Genomic DNA, 19,222 nt, shown 5'->3' on the forward strand with positions numbered 1-19,222 from the left:
CCCGCTGAGCCAGTGGACGCGTTACGCGTCGACCTTCTCCATGATCTCGTCGCTCACGTCGAAGTTGGCGAAGACGTTCTGCACGTCGTCGCTGTCCTCCAGGGCGTCGATCAGCTTGAAGATCTTCCGGGCGCCCTCCTCGTCCAGCTCGACCTGCATGGTCGGGACGAAGTTGGCGTCGGCGGACTCGTAGTCGATGCCGGCGTCCTGCAGGGCCGTGCGGACGGCGACCAGGTCGGTGGCCTCGCTGAGCACCTCGAAGGACTCGCCGAGGTCGTTGACCTCCTCGGCGCCCGCGTCGAGGACGGCGCCGAGAACGTCGTCCTCGCCCAGCTCGCCCTTGGGCACGATCACGACGCCCTTGCGGTTGAACAGGTACGACACCGAGCCCGGGTCGGCCATGGAGCCGCCGTTGCGGGTCATGGCGACGCGGACGTCGGAGGCGGCGCGGTTGCGGTTGTCGGTGAGGCACTCGATGAGCACCGCGACGCCGTTCGGGCCGTAGCCCTCGTACATGATCGTCTCGTAGTCGGCGCCACCGGCCTCCAGGCCGGCGCCGCGCTTGACCGCGGAGTCGATGTTCTTGTTCGGGACCGACTGCTTCTTCGCCTTCTGGATGGCGTCGTACAGCGTCGGGTTGCCGTCGATGTCGGCACCGCCCATGCGGGCCGCGACCTCGATGTTCTTGATCAGCTTCGCGAAGAGCTTGCCGCGCTTGGCATCGATGACGGCCTTCTTGTGCTTCGTCGTGGCCCATTTAGAGTGGCCGGACATCTGCCTGTCTCCTTCGCGTAACCCGTCTTTGTACGAACGGAGGAATCCTACAAGGACTCCGCGGCCCCGTTCGCGCGCACCATGTCGGCGAAGAGGCGGTGCACCCGGTGGTCGCCGGTCAGCTCCGGGTGGAACGACGTGGCCAGCGCGTTGCCCTGGCGGACCGCGACGATGTGGCCGTCGTGTTCGGCGAGCACCTCGGCGGCGGCGCCCACGGACTCGACCCAGGGGGCGCGGATGAAGACGCCCTCCACGGGGACACCCTCCACGCCCTTGACGTCGACGGCCGCCTCGAAGGACTCGTTCTGCCGTCCGAAGGCGTTGCGGCGCACGATCATGTCGATGCCGCCGACCGTCTCCTGCCCGGAGCGCGGGTCGAGGATCTTGTCGGCCAGCATGATCATGCCGGCGCAGGTGCCGTACACGGGCATGCCGTCGCGCACGCGCGCGCGGAGGGGCTCCATCACTCCGAAGAGGACGGCCAGTTTCGAGATGGTGGTGGACTCGCCGCCGGGGATGACCAGGCCGTCGACCTCGGCGAGTTCTTCGGGGCGCCTCACCGGCCTGGCCACGGCGTCGGCCGCGGCCAGGGCGACGAGGTGCTCCCGTACGTCGCCCTGGAGGGCCAGGACGCCGATGACGGGGGTGTCACTCATGGGATCGGTGCCTTACCAGCCGCGGTTGGCGTAGCGCTCGGTCTCGGGCAGGGTGTCGCAGTTGATGCCGACCATGGCCTCGCCGAGGTTGCGGGACGCGTCCGCGACGATCTTCGGGTCGTCGTAGAAGGTGGTCGCCTTCACGATGGCGGCGGCGCGCTTGGCCGGGTCGCCGGACTTGAAGATGCCGGAGCCCACGAAGACGCCCTCGGCGCCGAGCTGGCGCATCAGCGCGGCGTCGGCCGGGGTGGCGACACCGCCGGCGGAGAAGAGGACCACCGGCAGCTTGCCCAGCTCGGAGACCTCCTTGACCAGCTCGTACGGGGCGCGCAGCTCCTTGGCGGCGGCGTACAGCTCGTTGTTGTCGTAGCCGCGCAGGCGGGCGATCTCGTTCTTGATCTGGCGCAGGTGGCGGACGGCCTCGACGACGTTGCCGGTGCCGGCCTCGCCCTTGGAGCGGATCATCGCGGCGCCCTCGGCGATGCGGCGCAGGGCCTCGCCGAGGTTGGTGGCACCGCAGACGAAGGGGGTGGTGAAGGCCCACTTGTCGGAGTGGTTGACCTCGTCGGCCGGGGTGAGGACCTCGGACTCGTCGATGTAGTCGACGCCGAGGGACTGCAGCACCTGGGCCTCGACGAAGTGGCCGATGCGGGACTTGGCCATCACGGGGATGGAGACGGCGCCGATGATGCCCTCGATCATGTCCGGGTCGGACATCCGGGCCACGCCGCCGTCCTTGCGGATGTCGGCGGGGACGCGCTCCAGGGCCATGACGGCGACGGCGCCCGCGTCCTCGGCGATCTTCGCCTGCTCGGGCGTGACGACGTCCATGATCACGCCGCCCTTGAGCTGCTCGGCCATGCCGCGCTTCACGCGCGCGGTGCCGGTCTCGGGGGCCTGGTTTTCGGAGAGCGTGCTGGACACGGGTACCTCGCTGAGGGGAAGGGGTTTGTGCAGCAACGAGGAAACGTGAGGGGACCAGGCCACAGCAAGGGCCAATGGGAAGCCGGTGGATCGTTTTCCGGCCCGGGACCGCTGCCGCGGCCCGCCGTGCGCTAGGCGGCCCGCTCGACCAGCGCGGCCGGCGACTCGTCGTCCATCTCGAAGGCGAGCGGGAAGGGCGCGTGCCCGGCGAGGCGGAACCAGCGGACCTTGCGGTGCTCACGCAGCCTGCGCGCGGCCCCCACCGCGTCGTTGTGGAACCGCCGGGCCATCGGCACCCGGCGCACGGCCTCGGCCAGCTCGTGGGCCGCTTCGTCTCCCCCGGGGGCCTCGCGTAGGGCGTCCACCTGCTGCGGCTCGGCGAACACCGCCCGCAGCGCCTGGCTCAGCTCGCTCTCGGCGACCTCGCGCTGTTCGTCCTCCGCCTGCCGGGCGGCGTGCGCGGCCTCGTACAGCACGATGGAGGCGGCCGGGTCGAGTACGCCCGAGGTGGCCAGTTCCTGGGCCACGGACGCCCTGCGCAGCAGTTGCGCGTCGAGTGCCGCGCGGGCGGCGTCGATCCGGGCGTGCAGGCGGTCCAGGCGGCCGGCCGTCCAGCTGAGGTAGAGGCCGACGGCCACGAGGACGGCCAGGATCCAGATGAGAGTTGCGGTCACGGGCCGCAACCCTAGTCAACCCCGGGCGGGCCGAGTATTCCGATGCCCCTCAGAGGGCTCGGCGCTCGGTCCCCCGATGCCCCTCATGGGGATCGGCGCTCGGTCCCCCGATGCCCGTCGGGAGGCTCGGCGCTCAGTCCCTCGCCAGCCCGAAGCGGGCCCGCAGGCCCGTCGCCCGGTCGTCCGTGGCCACCGCCGCCGCGCCGGCCGTCACCGTCTCGTAGACGGAGAGGATGTCCGCGCCGACGGTGGACCAGTCGAAGCGCCGTACGTGTGCGCTGCCCCGCTCCCGCAGCGCCGCCCGGCGTTCCGGGTCCGCCAGCAGCCGTACGGCCGCGTCGGCCAGCGCGTCGGCGTCCTCGTTGGGGAACAGCTCGCCGGCCGCCCCCTGGTCGAGGACCTGGGCGAAGGCGTCGAGGTCGGAGGCGAGCACGGGAGCGCCTGCCGACATGGCCTCGACCAGGATGATCCCGAAGCTCTCGCCGCCGGTGTTGGGGGCCACGTACAGGTCGACGCTGCGCAGGAAGCGGGCCTTGTCCTCGTCGCTGACCATGCCGAGGAACTCCACCCGGGAGCGCAGCTCGGCGGGCAGGGACGCCACCGCCTCCTTCTCGTCGCCGCGTCCGGCGACCAGCAGCCGGGCCTCCGGGCGGACGGCGAGGATCTTCGGCAGGGCCCGCATCAGGACCGGCAGACCCTTGCGGGGCTCGTCGATGCGCCCTATGAAGCCGATCGTGTCCCCCTGCCACTCGGGCTTCGGCTCCGCGTCGGCGAAGAAGCCGACGTCGACGCCGTTGGGGATGACGACCGCGTCCCCGCCGAGGTGCTCGACGAGCGTGCGGCGGGCGTACTCGCTCACCGCGATCCGGGCGCTGATCTTCTCCAGGGCGGCCTGGAGGATCGAGTACGCGGCGATCATCGCGCGGGAGCGCGGATTGGACGTGTGGAAGGTGGCCACGATCGGGCCCTGCGCCGCCCAGCAGGTGAGCAGGCCGAGCGAGGGCGAGGTCGGTTCGTGGATGTGGATGACGTCGAAGGCGCCGTCGTGCAGCCAGCGGCGCACCCGGGCCGCCGACAGGAAACCGAAGTTCAGGCGGGCCACCGAGCCGTTGTACGGCACCGGCACCGCGCGGCCTGCCGAGACGACGTAGGGGGGCAGGGGGGTGTCGTCGTCGGCGGGGGCGAGGACGGACACCTCGTGGCCGAGCCGGGTGAAGTACTCGGCCAGGTCCCGGATGTGGAACTGGACGCCGCCGGGTACGTCCCAGGAGTACGGGCAGACGATGCCGATCCTCACGAGGCGCCCCGCTCGCGGTTCCCGGGGGCCTTGGCCGGGTCGAGGTCCTTGAGCCACAAGCGCTGCAGCATGTGCCAGTCCTCCGGGTGGTCGGCGATTCCCGTGGCGAAGGCGTCGGCCAGCGCCTGTGTCATGGCAGACGTCTTCTCGGCCCGGGTGCCTGACTCGGGGACCTCGACCGGCGGATGCACCCGGCCCCGCATCACGGGCGAGTCGTCGTACCAGAGCGTCACCGGCAGCAGCCGGGCACCGGTCTGCTGGGCGAGGAGGGCGGGGCCGGCGGGCATGCGGGCCGTCTCGCCGAAGAAGTCGACCTCCACGCCGGAGGCGGACAGGTCGCGGTCGGCCACCAGGCACACGAGACCGCCGTCGCGCAGCCGCCGGGCCAGCGTCCCGAACGCCGAGCCGCCGCTGTGCGGCAGGACCTCCATGCCGAGTCCTTCGCGGTAGGCGACGAACCGGTCGTAGAGGGTCTCCGGCTTGAGGCGCTCGGCGACCGTCGTGAAGGGGATGCCGAGCTGGGTGGTGACCCAGGCGCCGGCCAGGTCCCAGTTGGCCAGGTGCGGGAGGGCGAGGACGACGCCCTTGCCCGCGTCCATGCCGTCGGTGAGGTGGTGCAGGTCCTTGGGGGTGAAGCCCTCCCGCACGCGCTCCGCGCTCCACGCGGGGAGGCGGAAGGACTCCATCCAGTAGCGCAGGTAGGACCGCATGCCCGCGCGGGAGAGCGCGGCGAGCCGCTCGGGGCTCGCGCCGGGCACCACGCGCGCGTAGTTGCTCTCCAGCCGCCGCACGCCCGTACCGCGCCGCTTCCAGGCGACGTCCGCGACGGTGCGGCCGAGGCGCGCCGCGACCGGCTCGGGGAGCTTCTTCACCGTGCCCCAGCCGGCCCCGTACAGGGCGTCGGTCAGTCGCTCCTGAGCGCTCACTTGGCCGCCTCGGTGCCGTGGTTCTCCTGCGCGGCGGCGTCCGCCTCGGCGGCCTCGCGGCGGACCGTGACGACGCGCTGCACCAGCGTGACCAGGCTGCCGACGGCGACGATCCACAGGGCGACCGGCAGCAGGTACTGGATGCCGGGCACGCCGAACGTGTGCAGGCCCGCCAGACCGGCGGCGACCAGCGAGACGACCAGGCGCTCGGCGCGCTCGACCAGGCCGTTGACCGCGACGGGCAGTCCGATCGACTCGCCGCGCGCCTTGGTGTACGACACCACCTGACCGCTGGCCAGGCAGAAGATCGACACGGCGCACAGGATGTTGTCGTCGCCGGCGCCCGCGTACCAGAGGGCGAAGCCGCCGAAGATCGCGCCGTCGGCGACCCGGTCCAGCGTGGAGTCCAGGAACGCGCCCCAGCGGCTGGAGCGGCCCAGCTGGCGGGCCATGTTGCCGTCGACCAGGTCGGAGAAGACGAAGAGCGTGATCACGACCGTGCCCCAGAAGAACTCGCCCATGGGGTAGAAGACCAGCGCTCCCGCGACCACACCCGCGGTGCCGATCAGCGTGACCGTGTCCGGGCTGACGCCCCGGCGGATGAGAAACGCGGCGAACGGTGTGAGGACACGCGTAAAAAATGCACGCGCGTACTTGTTCAGCATGGCCTTCCCGACGGTCGGTGTGGCCGCGCGGCCCCTGCTGGCCACCGGCTGGCCCATCGTAGTCACGCGCGCGCGTGGGCGGCGGACGGGCACCCGTACCCGCTCGTGAGCGACGGGTGGGCGGCGGGGTCCCGTCGTTCGTATGGACGCGGCGTGGCGGGAGTGGAAAGCTCGAAGAACCGCGGGCGTCGCCGGAGCCGCCAGTGCACGCGGTCCCGCGTGTCCGCGCCCACAGTGACCTCACCGTGCACGGGAGGCAAGGACATGGGCGACAAGACACACACCCACCCCGGAGCCGCCGGAAGGGCGTCGGCGGCCGACCGACCCACGTCCGTACGGAATGTGGTGCTGGTCGGCCACTCCGGATCGGGCAAGACGACTCTGGTGGAGGCTCTCGCGCTGACGGCGGGGGCACTGAACCGGGCGGGCCGCGTGGAGGACGGCGGCTGCGTCTCGGACTACGACGAGATGGAGCACCGGCAGCAGCGCTCCGTGCAGCTCTCCCTGGTGCCGGTCGAATGGGACGGCATCAAGGTCAACCTCCTGGACACCCCCGGGTACGCCGACTTCGTCGGCGAGCTGAGGGCCGGTCTGCGCGCGGCGGACGCGGCCCTCTTCGTCGTCTCGGCCGCCGACGGGGTGGACGGATCGACCCGGATGCTGTGGGAGGAGTGCGCCGCCGTCGGCATGCCCCGCGCCATCGTGATCACGCACCTGGAGGCCGCCCGCGCGGACTTCGAGGAGATGACGCGGATCTGCGCGGAGGCCTTCGGCGGGGACGATCCCGACGCCGTGCTGCCGCTGTACCTGCCGTTGCACGGCCCGCCGGCGCCCGACGGGCACGCGCCCGTGACGGGGCTCGTGGGGCTGCTGTCGCGGAAGCTGTTCGACTACGCCTCGGGCGAGCGCGTGGAGTCCGAACCGGACGGGGACCAGCTGCCGCGGCTCGACGAGGCGCGCTCCATGCTGATCGAGGGGATCATCTCGGAGAGCGAGGACGAGACCCTCATGGAGCGCTATCTCGGCGGCGAGCAGGTCGACGTCAAGACACTCATCGAGGACCTGGAGCGGGCCGTGGCGCGCGGGGTGTTCTTCCCCGTCCTGGCCGCCGCCCCCGCGGCCGAGGGCGCCCGGCAGGGTCTCGGCACGGTGGAACTGCTGGAGTTGATCACGCGGGGCTTCCCGACGCCCCTGGAGCGCGAGGCGCCGCGGGTCACCACTCCCGACGGTGTGCCGCGCGAGCTGCGGATGTGCGACCCCGACGAGTCGCTGGTCGCGGAGGTCGTCAAGACGTCCTCCGACCCCTACGTCGGCCGGATCTCGCTGGTCCGCGTGTTCTCCGGCACCCTGCGCGCCGACCAGACGGTGCACGTCTCCGGGCACGGACTGGCCGACCGCGGCCACGAGGACCACGACGTCGACGAGCGCATCGGTGCCCTGTCGACCCCGTTCGGCAAGCAGCAGCGGCCGGTGTCGCACGTGATCGCGGGCGACCTGGCGTGCGTGGCCAAGCTGAGCCGCGCGGAGACCGGGGACACGCTGTCGTCCAAGGACGACCCGCTCTTGATGGCCCCCTGGGAGATGCCCGACCCGCTGCTGCCGCTCGCCATCCAGGCGCACAGCAAACCGGACGAGGACAAGCTCTCCCAGGGCCTGGCGCGGCTGGTCGCCGAGGACCCGACGATGCGCCTGGAGCAGAACCAGGACACGCACCAGGTGGTCCTGTGGTGCCTGGGCGAGGCCCACGCCGACGTGGCCCTCGAACGGCTGCGCAGCCGCTACGGCGTCCAGGTCGACGTCGTGCCCCACCGGGTCTCGCTGCGGGAGACGTTCGGGACCAGGGCCGCCGGGCGCGGACGGCACGTCAAGCAGTCCGGCGGGCACGGGCAGTACGCCATCTGCGAGATCGAGGTGGAGCCGCTGCCGGGCGGCTCGGGCATCGAGTTCGTGGACAAGGTGGTCGGCGGCGCGGTGCCCCGGCAGTTCATCCCGTCCGTCGAGAAGGGGGTGCGCGCACAGGCCGCCAAGGGCGTCGCCGCGGGCCATCCGCTGATCGACGTGCGCGTGACGCTGCTGGACGGCAAGGCGCACTCCGTGGACTCCTCCGACGCCGCCTTCCAGACGGCCGGCGCGCTGGCGCTGCGGGAGGCCGCCGCCGAGGCGAGGATCCACCTGCTGGAGCCGGTCGCCGAGGTGAGCGTCCTGGTCGGCGACGACTACGTGGGCGCGGTGATGAGCGACCTGTCCGGCCGGCGCGGCAAGGTGCTCGGCACCGAGCAGACCAGCGGCGGGCGGACCCTGATCCGGGCCGAGGTGCCCGAGATGGAGATCGGCCGGTACGCGGTGGACCTGCGCTCCCTCTCCCACGGCACCGCGCGCTTCGACCGCCGCTACGCCCGGCACGAACCGATGCCGCAGCAGGTCGCGGAGCGCCTGAGGGAGGAGCTGCGGGCCGCTTCGTGACGCCCCGGGAGGAACGGCGGGAGTCGGCGCGGGAGTCCGGCGCCGGCTCCCGCAGCGGACGCGCTCCCCCCGGCGCACGAGGGCGCGTCCCGGGGCCGACCCGCGCGTGCGGGGGCGCCTTTGGCCGTCCGGTGACGCATGTCGGTGGCTGCGGATACGCTGATGACCTGATCAACAGGTGTGCGGGGCAGGGAAGTCGGGAAGGCCGCAGGAGCGACAGTGGTGGCGATCGGGGGCGGGAATGACCGTTGACGGCGGTTACGCGGACTTCTTCGGACCGCAGGTGCCGCGTACGGACGACGGCGGGCAGACGGCCACGTTCGCGCTGGCCTCGGCCGCCTACCGGGACAATCCGGTGGAGGAGATCAAGAAGGCCGACAACGAGTGGCACCAGACGACCGTCAACGCCGGCCGGTCCTGGGCCACGATCTTCCGGCCCAACCTCGGCGAGGCGTTCTCCCGTGCGGTGGCCGACCGCATGCTGGGCAGCGGCCGCAAGCCCCTCATCCAGTCCTTCGGCGCCGAGCCGCAGGTCGTCGTCGAGCACTGCCTCGCGGCCAACGGCATCCGCAAGGCCCGCGACAACCGGCTGACCATGATCAGCGTGGTCTGCGGACTGCTGTTCCTGCCGGGCATGCTGATCTGGCTGCTCGGCTTCCAGATCCGCACCACCGTCGCCAGGACGGAGAACAAGCAGGCCGGCGCGCTGGGCACCGCGGTGCTGGTGGCGATCGCCGCGCTGGCCGTGCTGTTCCTCGTCAAGATGCCCTTCTCCGGCTTCTGGGCCTGGTACGCGCGTGCGGCGGTCTTGATGCCGGTCGTCGGCTGGTTCTGGGCCAAGCGGATCTGCGAGAGCACGGCGAAGGACCTCCGGGAGCGCTGGGACGGCCTGCTGTCGGGCAGCGGCGTGGGCGCCAAGGTCCCGGAGGCCGTGCCCACCAACCCGGGCGAGACCGCGGCCGAGCAGCTGCGCCAGTCCCTGGCCAAGCTCGGCGCCGAGCAGCAGTCCAACTCCGTCTTCTACGCCGGCCCCAAGGGCATACTCGGGATGGGCACCCGCTGGGGCAGCTGGCAGCTCGCCGAGAACCTGGTGCCCGCCGACCCCACCCGGGAGATCCACCCCTTCCGCAGCTGGGACGTGGTGAAGTCCATCCACGACCAGCTGCGCATGCTGGAGCGCGGCCCGCTGAACACGGGCGGTTTCACCAAGCCCTCCATACGGCACTGGATCGTCACCCCGATCGGGGAGAACGCCAAGGCGGTGTCCCGTCCGGAGGGCACCGACGTAGAGGCGTACCAGGTCAAGTCGCACGCGATACAGGACATCTGCAACAAGCAGCAGTTCGGCGCCGGTGACCGGCACTACCTGGGCGTCCAGTGGACGCTGTGGGACGGCCAGTTGGTGATCACCATGCTGATCACCGTGACCGTGCTGCACGAGACGCTGCGCATTGAGGTCACCGGACACGCTCTCGGCCCGGTGAACCCGCTGTTCACCACCAAGCCGGAGGCACCCTCCAAGGAGGTCGCCAAGTCGTTCAAGCCGTGGGAGACCCGCAAGGTGATGCTCCCGCTGGTCACCGCCAACGAGGTGGTACGGCTCGCCGTCCGCGCGCCGCTCACCTGGTATCCCCCGCTGCTGAACTGGCTGGGCGGCACGATCGCGCTGCCGGAGCCGTTCGGGCTGCGGCACGCGTGGGCGGACCAGCCGTGGCGGCACCGCTTCATGGCCGACGACGCGCTGCGGGCGGCGGCGCCGGTGCTGCGGGTGGTGCACTCGGCGGCGATCCGGGTGCTGGAGGAGAACGGCGTGGACACCGAGAAGTTCGGCACGCGGTCGGCGTTCCTGAGCACGGCTGTGCAGGATCCGACGCCTGGCAAGGCCGACCTGTACAACGCGTAGGGCCCGTCGCCGGGCCCCGGGGGCCAGGGCCAGTCCGACGATTCCCGCCCGCCTCCGGGCGACGGCGGGAATCGTCAGGCAGGCCCTAGGCGGAGGGCCACGCCTCCGCCAGCATCTTGCGGGTGTCCCCCAGCAGCTGCGGCAGCACCTTCGTGTGGCCGACGACCGGCATGAAGTTCGTGTCGCCGCCCCAGCGGGGCACGATGTGCTGGTGGAGGTGGGCGGCGATGCCCGCGCCGGCCACCGCGCCCTGGTTCATGCCGATGTTGAAGCCGTGGGCGCCGGAGGCCGTGCGCAGCGCCGTCATCGCCTGCTTGGTCAGCTCGGCGAGCTCCGCCGTCTCCACCTCGGTCAGCTCGGTGTAGTCGGCGACGTGGCGGTACGGCACGGTCATCAGGTGGCCGCCGTTGTACGGGTACAGGTTGAGCACCGCGTACACGTGCTCGCCGCGCCGGACGACCAGCCCGTCCTCGTCGGACTTGGCCGGGATCGAGCAGAAGGGGCAGCCGTCGTCGGCTCCGGGGCCACTCGGCTTGTTCTCGCCCTGGATGTAGGCCATCCGGTGGGGCGTCCACAAGCGCTGGAACGCGTCCTGCGTCCCGACTCCGATCTGCTGCTCCGGCTCACTCGTCATGCGTGCAGCATATGGCGTCGCGTGCGCTGACAGGGAAAGGCCCCCGGGAACTCCCGAGGGCCCTCCGCGGTGGCCGGTCAGACCTGCGCCCGCTCCTCGACGACCTTCGCGATCTTCGCGATGGCCTCGTCGACGGGGATGCCGTTCTCCTGGGAACCGTCGCGGTAGCGGAAGGAGACCGCGCCGTTCGCCATGTCCTCGTCGCCCGCGATGACCATGAAGGGCACCTTCTGCTTCTGGGCGTTGCGGATCTTCTTCTGCATGCGGTCGGAGGAGGAGTCCACCTCGACGCGCAGGCCCTGCTTGCGAGCCGCCGACGTGAACTTCTCCAGGTACTCGACGTGCGCGTCGCCGATCGGGATGCCCACCGCCTGCACCGGCGCCAGCCACGCCGGGAAGGCGCCCGCGTAGTGCTCCAGGAGCACCGCGAAGAACCGCTCGATGGAGCCGAACAGCGCGCGGTGGATCATGACCGGGCGGGTCTTGGAGCCGTCGGCGCCGGTGTACTCCAGGTCGAACCGCTCGGGCAGGTTGAAGTCGAGCTGGATGGTCGACATCTGCCAGGTGCGGCCGATGGCGTCCTTGGCCTGGACGGAGATCTTCGGGCCGTAGAACGCGGCGCCGCCCGGGTCCGCCACGAGCTCCAGGTTCTGCTTCTCGGCGACCTGGCGCAGCGTCTCGGTGGCCTCTTCCCAGGCCTCGTCCGAGCCGACGAACTTCTCCGGGTCCTTGGTGGACAGCTCCAGGTAGAAGTCGGTCAGGCCGTAGTCGCGCAGCAGGTTCAGGACGAAGGTGAGCGTCTTGTCGAGCTCCTCCGACATCTGCTCGCGGGTGCAGTAGATGTGCGCGTCGTCCTGGGTGAAGCCGCGGGCCCGGGTCAGGCCGTGCACGACGCCCGACTTCTCGTACCGGTACACGGTGCCGAACTCGAACAGGCGCAGCGGCAGTTCACGGTAGGACCGCCCGCGCGCGTCGAAGATCAGGTTGTGCATCGGGCAGTTCATGGGCTTGAGGTAGTAGTCCACGCCCTCGTCGAGCTGCATGGGCGGGTACATGCCGTCGGCGTACCAGTCCAGGTGGCCCGAGGTCTCGAAGAGCTTCCCCTTCGTCGCGTGCGGGGTGTAGACGAACTCGTAGCCCTCCTCCTCGTGGCGGCGGCGCGAGTAGTCCTCCATGACCCGGCGGACGATGCCGCCCTTGGGGTGGAAGACGGCGAGGCCCGAGCCGATCTGCTCCGGGATGGAGAACAGGTCCAGCTCGCTGCCGAGCTTGCGGTGGTCGCGCTTCTCGGCCTCGGCGAGGAACTCCAGGTGCGCCTTCAGCTCGTCCTTGGTGGGCCAGGCGGTGCCGTAGATGCGCTGGAGCATCGGGTTCTTCTCGCTGCCGCGCCAGTAGGCGGCGGCGTTGCGCATCAGCTTGAACGCCGGGATGTTGCGGGTGGTGGGCAGGTGGGGACCGCGGCAGAGGTCCTTCCAGCACAGCTCGCCGGTCTTGGCGTCCAGGTTGTCGTAGATCGTCAGCTCGCCGGCGCCGACCTCGACGTCCGCGCCGTCGTCGTGCGACGCGGAGCCCTTGAGGCCGATCAGCTCCAGCTTGTACGGCTCGTCGGCGAGCTCCTCGCGGGCCTCGTCGTCGGTGACGACGCGGCGGGAGAAACGCTGGCCGCGCTTCTGGATCTCCTGCATCTTCTTCTCGATGGCCTTGAGGTCATCGGGGTGGAAGGGCTTCTCGACGTCGAAGTCGTAGTAGAAGCCGTCCTTGACGGGCGGGCCGATGCCCAGCTTGGCCTCGGGGAACAGCTCCTGCACGGCCTGGGCCATGACGTGCGCGGTGGAGTGGCGCAGGATGGCCAGGCCGTCCTCGGAGGAGATCTCGACGCCCTCGACGGTCTCGCCGTCCTTGACCTCGTAGGCGAGGTCCTTGAGCTCACCGGCCACGCGCGCCGCGATGATCGAGCGCTGGCCGGCGAAGAGCTCGGCGGCCGTAGTGCCCGTCGTCACCACGCGTTCTTCCTGCTCCGAATCGCGTTGGATGATCACACGGACGTCTGACACCGGTCTCTCCTGACTGAAGTGGGGCTGCGGCGCCATACCGGAGCGCACGCATGAGGGCGATCGTACCGACCGGGGACCGCCCACCGCGAAATCAGTCCCCGCGGTCGCCGTCGTCCTCGCCGTCTCCTCCGCAGGTCTCCTCGAAGAAGGCCGCCACCTCCACGTGCTCCTGGACCGCCTTCAGCAGCCGGTCCCGTTCCGCGTCGTCGACCGGCACGGGGGCCAGCTCGCAGGCCCCGGTGAGCCGGCGGAAGCCGCCCCGGCTCTCCAGCCGGCCCAGTACCCGCACGGGCAGCCCGAGGAGGTGGGCGTGCCCGGCGATCCGGTAGGCCTCCTCGTCCAGCGTGATCCGCACGTGCGGCACGTCGGCTCCGGCCAGCACCCGCAGCCGTACGGTGCCCGCGCCGCGCGGCCCGGGCCGGCGCATGCGGACGACGGTGCCGGTGAGCCGCACCGGCACGGAGGGCTCGGCGCGCAGGTAGCGGGCGGCGGCCTCACGCAGGGCGGGCAGGTCGCCGGGCGAGAACTCGACGGGTTCGGCGAGATCGGCGCAGCCCTCGGGGACGCCGGCGGCCGGCGCCCAGTCGATGCCGACGCGGGCGCCCTGGGTGCCGCGGACCAGGGCGACGAGCGCGTCGGTGAGTTCCTGGCTGACGCCTGCCGCCACGGCCGTGTCGAAGGCCTCCATGCCGCCGGTGGCCCGCCGGTAGTCGACGGCCTCGCGAGCGGCGTACAGCGCGTGGTGGAGGCGTACGGCGAGGGGGCGGCCGGTGGTGACGGGCACGAACGCCGTGAGCCGGCGGCCGCCGGGCGCCGCGCCGACCAGGACGTTCTCCAGGGCCTCGGCGGCGGAACGCCGGTGCCGGGCACCGTAGTAGCCCGCACGCGCGCGCGTGGCGAGCGCTCCGGCGAGCAGCATCCGGCGGGCGGCGGAGCGCAGCTGCTCCTCGGCGGTCCAGGACGCGGCGTCGCCGGGTCCGGCGGGGACGTCGCGCCCCCAACGGATCTCGTCGCTGGGTACGGCGAGGGAGACCAGGATCTCGCGGGCGGCGGGGATGCCGCTGCGGGACAGGGCGAGCAGGGCTTCGGCGAGTAGGTCGTCGCTGTCGGGGAAGGCGCGGCTGACCGGCACCAGCAGGCTGGTGCCGCCCGCGCCCGGTCCGGGCGGGGTCCAGCGGCTGTAGCGGCCCGGCGCGCCGCCGCGCCGACGCCAGCCGTGCCGGTGGAGCAGGGCGGTCAGCACGGCCGGGTCGACGGTGCCGGACTCGGGCGGGTGGCCGTCACCCCAGGCCGCTTCGTCGACGGGATGGGGCCGCACGGCGCGCAGGGGTTCTCCGGCCGGGCGGTGCGTCATGGTTTCCCTCCCGTCCCGACCCGGGTCATGATCTCGCACAGCGCCCGGTCGTCGAAGATCCGCGCGGTCGGTATCCGCACGGTGGTGCGTCGCCGGCCGGTGACCGGGTGGCCGGCGAGGTTGGTCCAGTAGCAGCAGTGCCTGAGGTCGAGCCGGTCGTGGCCGGCGCGCAGCCACTGGTCCCGGGACCGGGGGACGATCATCACGACGAGGATCTTGTGCACCGAGACCGGGGTGCGGGCGAGTTTCGCCAGGTGGTCGTTGTCGAGGGTGAAGGAGAAGAAGCGGCCCGGCGGGCTCGGCGGTATCTGGTACGTCGCCTTGAGCTGCACCTTGATGGTGACCTCGTCGTCGACGGTGTGCCCGGGGGCGCTGTGGCTGACGTGCCAGTCGATGCCGTTGTCCGGGAACGGCTGCGAGAGCGAGCAGCCCGCCGCCGCCGCGACCGCGTGGAGGTAGCCGACCTGCAAGGTCTCCATGCAGGCGGTGGTGGCGAGGGAGCCGCGAGTGGGCGCGGTGCGCTCGGGCAGCAGCCCGCCCCGTTCGGGCTGCGCTATGGCCATGACCAACAGCCTTCCAGAACTGGTGTATCCCCGCTGCGGGCCCGTGAACTGCAAAGACCCTCACTCCTGTTGTGTCCTTCCGGCGTACGGCGCAAACAGCCCGGGTATCACCGAACCGGGACAGAAGACGGCGCGTCAGCTGCCGTTCCTGGACGAGGAGTTGAGTGCCCTATGACGTGCTGGTTCGAGGGGCCGCTGGCCGCCTTCGACACGGAGACGACGGGTGTGGACGTCGAGACCGACCGGATCGTGTCGGCGGCGCTCGTCGTCCAGGACGCCCCGGGCCTGCGCCCGCGGGTCACCCGGTGGCTGGTGAACCCGGGTGTGCCGGTGCCGGAGGCGGCGACGGCGGTGCACGGGCTGACCGAGGAGCATCTGCAGCGGCACGGCCGGTGGCCGGCGCCGGTGATGTGGGAGATAGCCGAGGCGCTGGGCGAACAGGCGCGCGCCGGACGACCGCTGGTGGTGATGAACGCGCCGTTCGATCTGACGCTGCTGGACCGGGAGTTGCGCCGGCACCGCGCCTCGTCGCTGGGCCGCTGGCTGGAGCGGACGTCGCTGCACGTGCTGGACCCGCGCGTGCTCGACAAGCACCTCGACCGCTACCGCAAGGGGCGCCGTACCCTCACCGACCTGTGCGCGCACTACGGCGTGGAGTTGACCGGGGCGCACGAGGCGGCGGCGGACGCGCTGGCCGCGCTGGAGGTCGTACGGGCGGTGGGGCGCCGCTTCCCGTCTCGGCTCGAGCGTCTGTCCGCCGCGGAGCTGCACACGCTGCAGGCGGTGTGGCACGCGGGGCAGGCGCGGGGATTGCAGGCGTGGTTCGCGCTCAACGGGACGGAGGAGGCGGTGGACCCGGCCTGGCCACTGCGACCGGACCTGCCGGCGGCGGCGTGAGCACGTGAGAAAGCCGGCCCGCTTGCGGCGGACCGGCTCTTCCCGGTGGGCGATACTGGGTTCGAACCAGTGACCTCTTCGGTGTGAACGAAGCGCTCTCCCACTGAGCTAATCGCCCGGGAACGCACTGAACAATACAGGTCCCGGCACGCTTCCTTCAAACCGCTTGCCGACCGCCGTCCAGGCGGGCGGCCAGTCCGCGCCGCCCCGCCCGCATCATCAGCCGGTGGTTGGCCCGGAAGAGAGGGCGCCCCGGCACGGCCAGCCGCCGCAGCAGCGGCTTGCGTACGACGACCTCCTGGTCGTAGCGGGCGAGGGTGCCGGAGCCGTGTGCGGTGACCGTCCAGCGCGCCCAGCCCTCCAGGTCGCCGCTCATCGCGACCTCCAGTACTCCCGCCGCCGGGTCACGCCGGCCCTCGCGCAGCGTCGCGGTCAGGTCGTACGGGAGGAGTGAGCGGAAGCGGAGCACGACGCTGGTGTCGTCGAGCCGGGTGGCCTCGCGCACCTGGGGCCACCAGCGGGGGTAGTCCTCGATCCGCTCCAGTTCCCGGTAGACCGCCGGGACGGGCGCGGGCAGGGTCCACAGGCTGAGGAATCGGTAATGGTTCCAGTCCACCCTGTGGAGTGTGCCCGCACCCGCTCCCCGCGGGGGCCGACTACGGCATCCGGTCGCCCAGAAGTGCCAGGTTCTCGATGGCGGCGAGGCCGTAGAGGGCGGTGTCGTTGGTGGACACCCAGGTCGCCTCACTGCCGGGCACGAGGGCCACGGGCCCGCTCAGCTTCTCCGTCTTCCACGGCGCCGACTCCTTGTAGCCGTCGGATCCGTAGAACTTCTGCCAGGCACGCGCGGCGAGCTTGTCGTCCCCGGTCTGTACGGCGGCGTAGGCGTCGAGGCGCGAGTGGCCCTGGAAGAGGATGAGGCTGCCGAAGTTGCTGCCGTACCGCGCCGCTTGTTCGGCCTTGGTGGCGTTGAAGTAGCGGCAGTAGTCGTAGTAGGCCTCGTTGAACTGCGGCATGTCGACGAGGTCGATGAGTTCGGCGCACAGTTCGTTCAGGCCGAAGACGGCCGACAGGTGGGAGACCTCGACCTTCGGGGTCCCGGCGATCGCGAACCGGCCGGTGTCCAGGTCGTACAGGCCGCTGCCCTGGACGAAGCCGTTGGGCTGGGCGGCGATGGTCTCCATCGTGGACAGGACGCGCGCCTTGGCCTTCTCCCACTTGGGGCCCTTGCGTTCCCACTCGGTCAGCCACGCCGAGACCAGGCCGCTCCAGTCGGTGCCGAAGCCGACCGACAGGGCGTTGCGGTCGGGGGTGTACGGCTCGGTGCGGATCTTGCGGAGCGGGTCGAGGGCGAGGAAGGTCTCGTCGGAGTCGACGTTGGCGTGCATGAGGTCGCCGACGCGTTCGTCGGCGGTGAGGAAGTAGTAGAAGCGCCGGTAGGTGGTGTTGGCGATGCGCTGCTGCTTGGCGCTGTCGGCGTAGTGCTGGACGCCGTGGCGGGTGCCGAGGCCGGCCCATTCGCCGAGGTGGTAGACGTCGACCTCGCCGGTGTGCCGGGTCATGGCCTCGGCGAAGCGGAAGATGTCGGCGCGGCCGGAGCGCAGGTAGGCGTACCAGAGCCAGAGGTCCGGGGAGAGTTCGGAGTTGTCCCAGGCGTAGCCGCCGATGTCGTAGCGCCACTGGTGCCGGGCGGCGTCGTAGGTGTGCATGATGTCGCCGTAGTCCCAGAAGCCGTACCAGCGGCGCTGCTCCACCTGGTCCTTGTAGTAGGTGAAGAGGAAGTCGAGGTGGTCCTCGATCCTCGCCTTGGCGGGTGTGGAGCGGTCGGGTTCGGAGTAGAGGCCGGGGCCGAAGACCTTGGCCTTGATGAGCTGCTTCGGCGGGGCGGCCAGCTGGGGCAGGACGCGTACGGCCTCGACCTGTTCGGCGAGCCTTTCGGCGCTCGGGGTCGCGGCGTTGGCCCAGAAGAGCAGCTCGGAGGTGCGCGCGATGCCGTAGGGGGTGCCGAAGCCGGGCTCGTAGTCCTCGTAGGTGATGTTGAGGCCCTCGATCTGCTCGGGGAAGGTGTCCTGGCCCATGCCGTCGTGGTAGAAGCGCAGGTCCATGGGCTGGGCCTCGGGCGACCAGAGCCAGAGGGTGACCTCGGCCTCGTCGGTCTGGGCGTCGCGGATGTCGAGCTGGGCGGGGTACTTCTCCCAGAAGTCGCGCAGGCCGAAGGAGAGGCCGCCGCTCACGCCGCCGACGTAGCCGAAGCCGGAGGCGCGGCGTCCGCCGCCGGCGCCGATCCAGCCGTGGCCCTTCTCGGTGCGCTTGCGCAGGGTGAAGCCGTCGGCGGAGAGCTGGGAGAGGGTGTAGTCGCCCCACTCCGGGATGTACTGCAGGCGGGTGGTGACGCGCTGGTCCCACGTGGACGGGTCGGGCAGTTTCTCCCCCGCGAACTGCGCCGCCTGTACGGCCGCGCCGGGGTCGCGGCGCAGTCCGGTGATGCCCTTGACGGCCTCGCGGAGCAGGCCGGTGCCCTCACCGCCGATGCGGACGTGGCGGTCGTAGGACTCGTCGCGCATCGGGACGGTGAAGCGGACGCCGAGGCCCCGGATGAAGTCGCCGCTCGCCTTTCCGGGCTCCTGCTTCCCGTCGAAGGTGATGGTGTGCACCATGCGGAAGGAGTCGGCACCCGCGTAGAAGTAGAGGCGGATGGAGAAGGGGAGCCAGCCGCGGTTGCCCTTGCGGTGCTTGCCGTCGATGCGGACGACGGCGCGGACCGGGCCCTCCTGTTCGACCTTCACCTCGTCGACGGCGCCGTCGAAGCGCTCGTACTTCACCGCGCCCTGGTCGCCGTCCTCGATCTCGGGCTGGCGCAGCAGGACGAGACGGCCGTTCTTGGCGATCTCGGTGGCGCCTCTGGTGACCGACTTGATCAGCGTCGATCCGGACGTGCCGATTCTGGCGGTGATGACGCCGGTCGATACGTCGATGGTGCCGCCCCGCCGGTGGACGGTGACCTTCTCGGCGGGGGCGGCGGGGGTGCCGGCGGTGAGGGTGAGTTCCCCGTTGCCGGAGCCGACGGCGTGGGCCGTCCACTTCAGGGAGCCGTCCGGCCAATAGGCGAGGGGCCAGGACTGGGTGGGTACGGACTTGCCGTCCGCGTCCGTGACGGCGAAGGACTGGTCCTCCTGGTAGGTGCCCTTGGGCCAGGGGACGCCGACGGTGGAGCCGGGCGCGGCACCGAGGCCGCCGTCCTCCAGCCAGGTCAGGGTCACGGGACTGTCGTCGGCCGCCTCGGCGGTGGGGGCGGCCTGGGCGGGCTTCGCGCCGAGGGCCCAGCTGAACTGGGCGGCGGCTCCGGCGACCGCGGCCGCCTTGAGGAGGGACCTGCGGGGGATGGGGGACATGGCCTTTCCTTTCCGTTCCGTGCGGATGCAGGGGGGTGGGGAGTGT

At 71.4% G+C, this 19,222-nt stretch carries 16 protein-coding genes and 1 tRNA gene; 3 read left to right on the plus strand and 14 right to left on the minus strand.

Features of this window, described 5'->3' with window-relative positions; all coding sequences use genetic code 11:
- Positions 1 to 21 precede the first annotated feature (21 nt).
- From ACLIN4_RS06455 to pgsA, 7 genes are all read right to left on the minus strand, one after another.
- Positions 22 to 774 (minus strand): YebC/PmpR family DNA-binding transcriptional regulator, encoded by a 753-nt coding sequence (locus ACLIN4_RS06455; RefSeq protein WP_043375078.1) that lies wholly within the window; start codon positions 772 to 774, stop codon positions 22 to 24.
- 47 nt (positions 775 to 821) lie between these two features.
- On the minus strand, positions 822 to 1,430 hold the full coding sequence (gene pdxT / locus ACLIN4_RS06460) for a pyridoxal 5'-phosphate synthase glutaminase subunit PdxT (protein WP_100047117.1): 609 nt from the start codon (positions 1,428 to 1,430) through the stop codon (positions 822 to 824).
- A gap of 12 nt (positions 1,431 to 1,442) precedes the next feature.
- Positions 1,443 to 2,354, minus strand: coding sequence for a pyridoxal 5'-phosphate synthase lyase subunit PdxS (gene pdxS / locus ACLIN4_RS06465; RefSeq protein WP_100047118.1), 912 nt, complete (start codon positions 2,352 to 2,354; stop codon positions 1,443 to 1,445).
- A gap of 131 nt (positions 2,355 to 2,485) precedes the next feature.
- Positions 2,486 to 3,028: a hypothetical protein gene (locus ACLIN4_RS06470; RefSeq protein WP_107477192.1), complete on the minus strand. Its 543-nt coding sequence runs from the start codon at positions 3,026 to 3,028 to the stop codon at positions 2,486 to 2,488.
- Positions 3,029 to 3,161: 133 nt separating this feature from the next.
- The gene (locus ACLIN4_RS06475) at positions 3,162 to 4,325 is read right to left on the minus strand and encodes a glycosyltransferase family 4 protein (protein WP_107477193.1); all 1,164 of its coding nucleotides are present in this window, start codon (positions 4,323 to 4,325) and stop codon (positions 3,162 to 3,164) included.
- Entirely contained in the window at positions 4,322 to 5,251 is a 930-nt protein-coding gene (locus tag ACLIN4_RS06480; protein ID WP_107477194.1) for a phosphatidylinositol mannoside acyltransferase, read from the minus strand. The genes ACLIN4_RS06475 and ACLIN4_RS06480 overlap by 4 nt, the downstream gene beginning before the upstream one ends.
- Positions 5,248 to 5,973 carry a phosphatidylinositol phosphate synthase gene (gene pgsA / locus ACLIN4_RS06485; protein WP_107477195.1) on the minus strand — a complete coding sequence of 242 codons (726 nt, stop codon included), beginning with the start codon at positions 5,971 to 5,973 and terminating at the stop codon, positions 5,248 to 5,250. Before pgsA ends, ACLIN4_RS06480 begins: the two co-directional genes overlap by 4 nt.
- Positions 5,974 to 6,180: 207 nt before the next feature.
- Between pgsA and ACLIN4_RS06490 the strand changes: the two genes are divergently transcribed.
- Both ACLIN4_RS06490 and ACLIN4_RS06495 read left to right on the plus strand, forming a co-directional pair.
- Positions 6,181 to 8,379, plus strand: a complete 2,199-nt coding sequence (locus ACLIN4_RS06490; RefSeq protein WP_290014117.1) for an elongation factor G-like protein EF-G2 — start codon at positions 6,181 to 6,183, stop codon at positions 8,377 to 8,379.
- A gap of 241 nt (positions 8,380 to 8,620) precedes the next feature.
- Entirely contained in the window at positions 8,621 to 10,282 is a 1,662-nt protein-coding gene (locus ACLIN4_RS06495; protein ID WP_411575568.1) for a hypothetical protein, read from the plus strand.
- Between the two features lie 85 nt (positions 10,283 to 10,367).
- On the opposite strand, the gene ACLIN4_RS06500 is transcribed toward ACLIN4_RS06495, so the two are convergent.
- From ACLIN4_RS06500 to ACLIN4_RS06515, 4 genes are all read right to left on the minus strand, one after another.
- Positions 10,368 to 10,916 (minus strand): HIT family protein, encoded by a 549-nt coding sequence (locus tag ACLIN4_RS06500; RefSeq protein WP_100047124.1) that lies wholly within the window; start codon positions 10,914 to 10,916, stop codon positions 10,368 to 10,370.
- A 77-nt stretch (positions 10,917 to 10,993) separates the two neighbouring features.
- Entirely contained in the window at positions 10,994 to 12,970 is a 1,977-nt protein-coding gene (gene thrS / locus ACLIN4_RS06505) for a threonine--tRNA ligase (RefSeq protein WP_411575569.1), read from the minus strand.
- Positions 12,971 to 13,061: 91 nt separating this feature from the next.
- Entirely contained in the window at positions 13,062 to 14,324 is a 1,263-nt protein-coding gene (locus ACLIN4_RS06510; RefSeq protein ID WP_411575570.1) for a hypothetical protein, read from the minus strand.
- Positions 14,321 to 14,887, minus strand: a complete 567-nt coding sequence (locus ACLIN4_RS06515) for a DUF4365 domain-containing protein (RefSeq protein ID WP_073730840.1) — start codon at positions 14,885 to 14,887, stop codon at positions 14,321 to 14,323. Before ACLIN4_RS06515 ends, ACLIN4_RS06510 begins: the two co-directional genes overlap by 4 nt.
- 171 nt (positions 14,888 to 15,058) lie before the next feature.
- Here ACLIN4_RS06515 and ACLIN4_RS06520 point away from each other — a divergent pair, with 171 nt between their 5' ends.
- The gene (locus ACLIN4_RS06520; RefSeq protein WP_100047127.1) at positions 15,059 to 15,784 is read left to right on the plus strand and encodes a 3'-5' exonuclease; all 726 of its coding nucleotides are present in this window, start codon (positions 15,059 to 15,061) and stop codon (positions 15,782 to 15,784) included.
- 46 nt (positions 15,785 to 15,830) lie between these two features.
- Here ACLIN4_RS06520 and ACLIN4_RS06525 read toward each other — a convergent pair.
- The 3 genes from ACLIN4_RS06525 to ACLIN4_RS06535 form a co-directional block, all read right to left on the minus strand.
- Positions 15,831 to 15,902, minus strand: a tRNA-Val gene (locus ACLIN4_RS06525).
- 39 nt (positions 15,903 to 15,941) lie between these two features.
- Positions 15,942 to 16,400 (minus strand): SRPBCC family protein, encoded by a 459-nt coding sequence (locus tag ACLIN4_RS06530; RefSeq protein WP_411575571.1) that lies wholly within the window; start codon positions 16,398 to 16,400, stop codon positions 15,942 to 15,944.
- Positions 16,401 to 16,440: 40 nt separating this feature from the next.
- Positions 16,441 to 19,176, minus strand: a complete 2,736-nt coding sequence (locus ACLIN4_RS06535; protein ID WP_307653079.1) for a Tat pathway signal sequence domain protein — start codon at positions 19,174 to 19,176, stop codon at positions 16,441 to 16,443.
- Positions 19,177 to 19,222: the final 46 nt, after the last annotated feature.

Source organism: Streptomyces mutabilis, from assembly GCF_046628145.1.
GTDB classification, from domain to species: domain Bacteria; phylum Actinomycetota; class Actinomycetes; order Streptomycetales; family Streptomycetaceae; genus Streptomyces; species Streptomyces mutabilis.

What these genes read in the sequence shown, in the direction of transcription:
- ACLIN4_RS06455 (WP_043375078.1), bottom strand. Translation starts at nt 774, where the DNA reads ATGTCCGGCCACTCTAAATGGGCCACGACGAAGCACAAGAAGGCCGTC.
- pdxT (WP_100047117.1), bottom strand. Translation starts at nt 1,430, where the DNA reads ATGAGTGACACCCCCGTCATCGGCGTCCTGGCCCTCCAGGGCGACGTA.
- pgsA (WP_107477195.1), bottom strand. Translation starts at nt 5,973, where the DNA reads ATGGGCCAGCCGGTGGCCAGCAGGGGCCGCGCGGCCACACCGACCGTC.
- ACLIN4_RS06490 (WP_290014117.1), top strand. Translation starts at nt 6,181, where the DNA reads ATGGGCGACAAGACACACACCCACCCCGGAGCCGCCGGAAGGGCGTCG.
- ACLIN4_RS06495 (WP_411575568.1), top strand. Translation starts at nt 8,621, where the DNA reads ATGACCGTTGACGGCGGTTACGCGGACTTCTTCGGACCGCAGGTGCCG.
- ACLIN4_RS06500 (WP_100047124.1), bottom strand. Translation starts at nt 10,916, where the DNA reads ATGACGAGTGAGCCGGAGCAGCAGATCGGAGTCGGGACGCAGGACGCG.
- ACLIN4_RS06510 (WP_411575570.1), bottom strand. Translation starts at nt 14,324, where the DNA reads ATGACGCACCGCCCGGCCGGAGAACCCCTGCGCGCCGTGCGGCCCCAT.
- ACLIN4_RS06515 (WP_073730840.1), bottom strand. Translation starts at nt 14,887, where the DNA reads ATGGCCATAGCGCAGCCCGAACGGGGCGGGCTGCTGCCCGAGCGCACC.
- ACLIN4_RS06520 (WP_100047127.1), top strand. Translation starts at nt 15,059, where the DNA reads ATGACGTGCTGGTTCGAGGGGCCGCTGGCCGCCTTCGACACGGAGACG.
- ACLIN4_RS06535 (WP_307653079.1), bottom strand. Translation starts at nt 19,176, where the DNA reads ATGTCCCCCATCCCCCGCAGGTCCCTCCTCAAGGCGGCCGCGGTCGCC.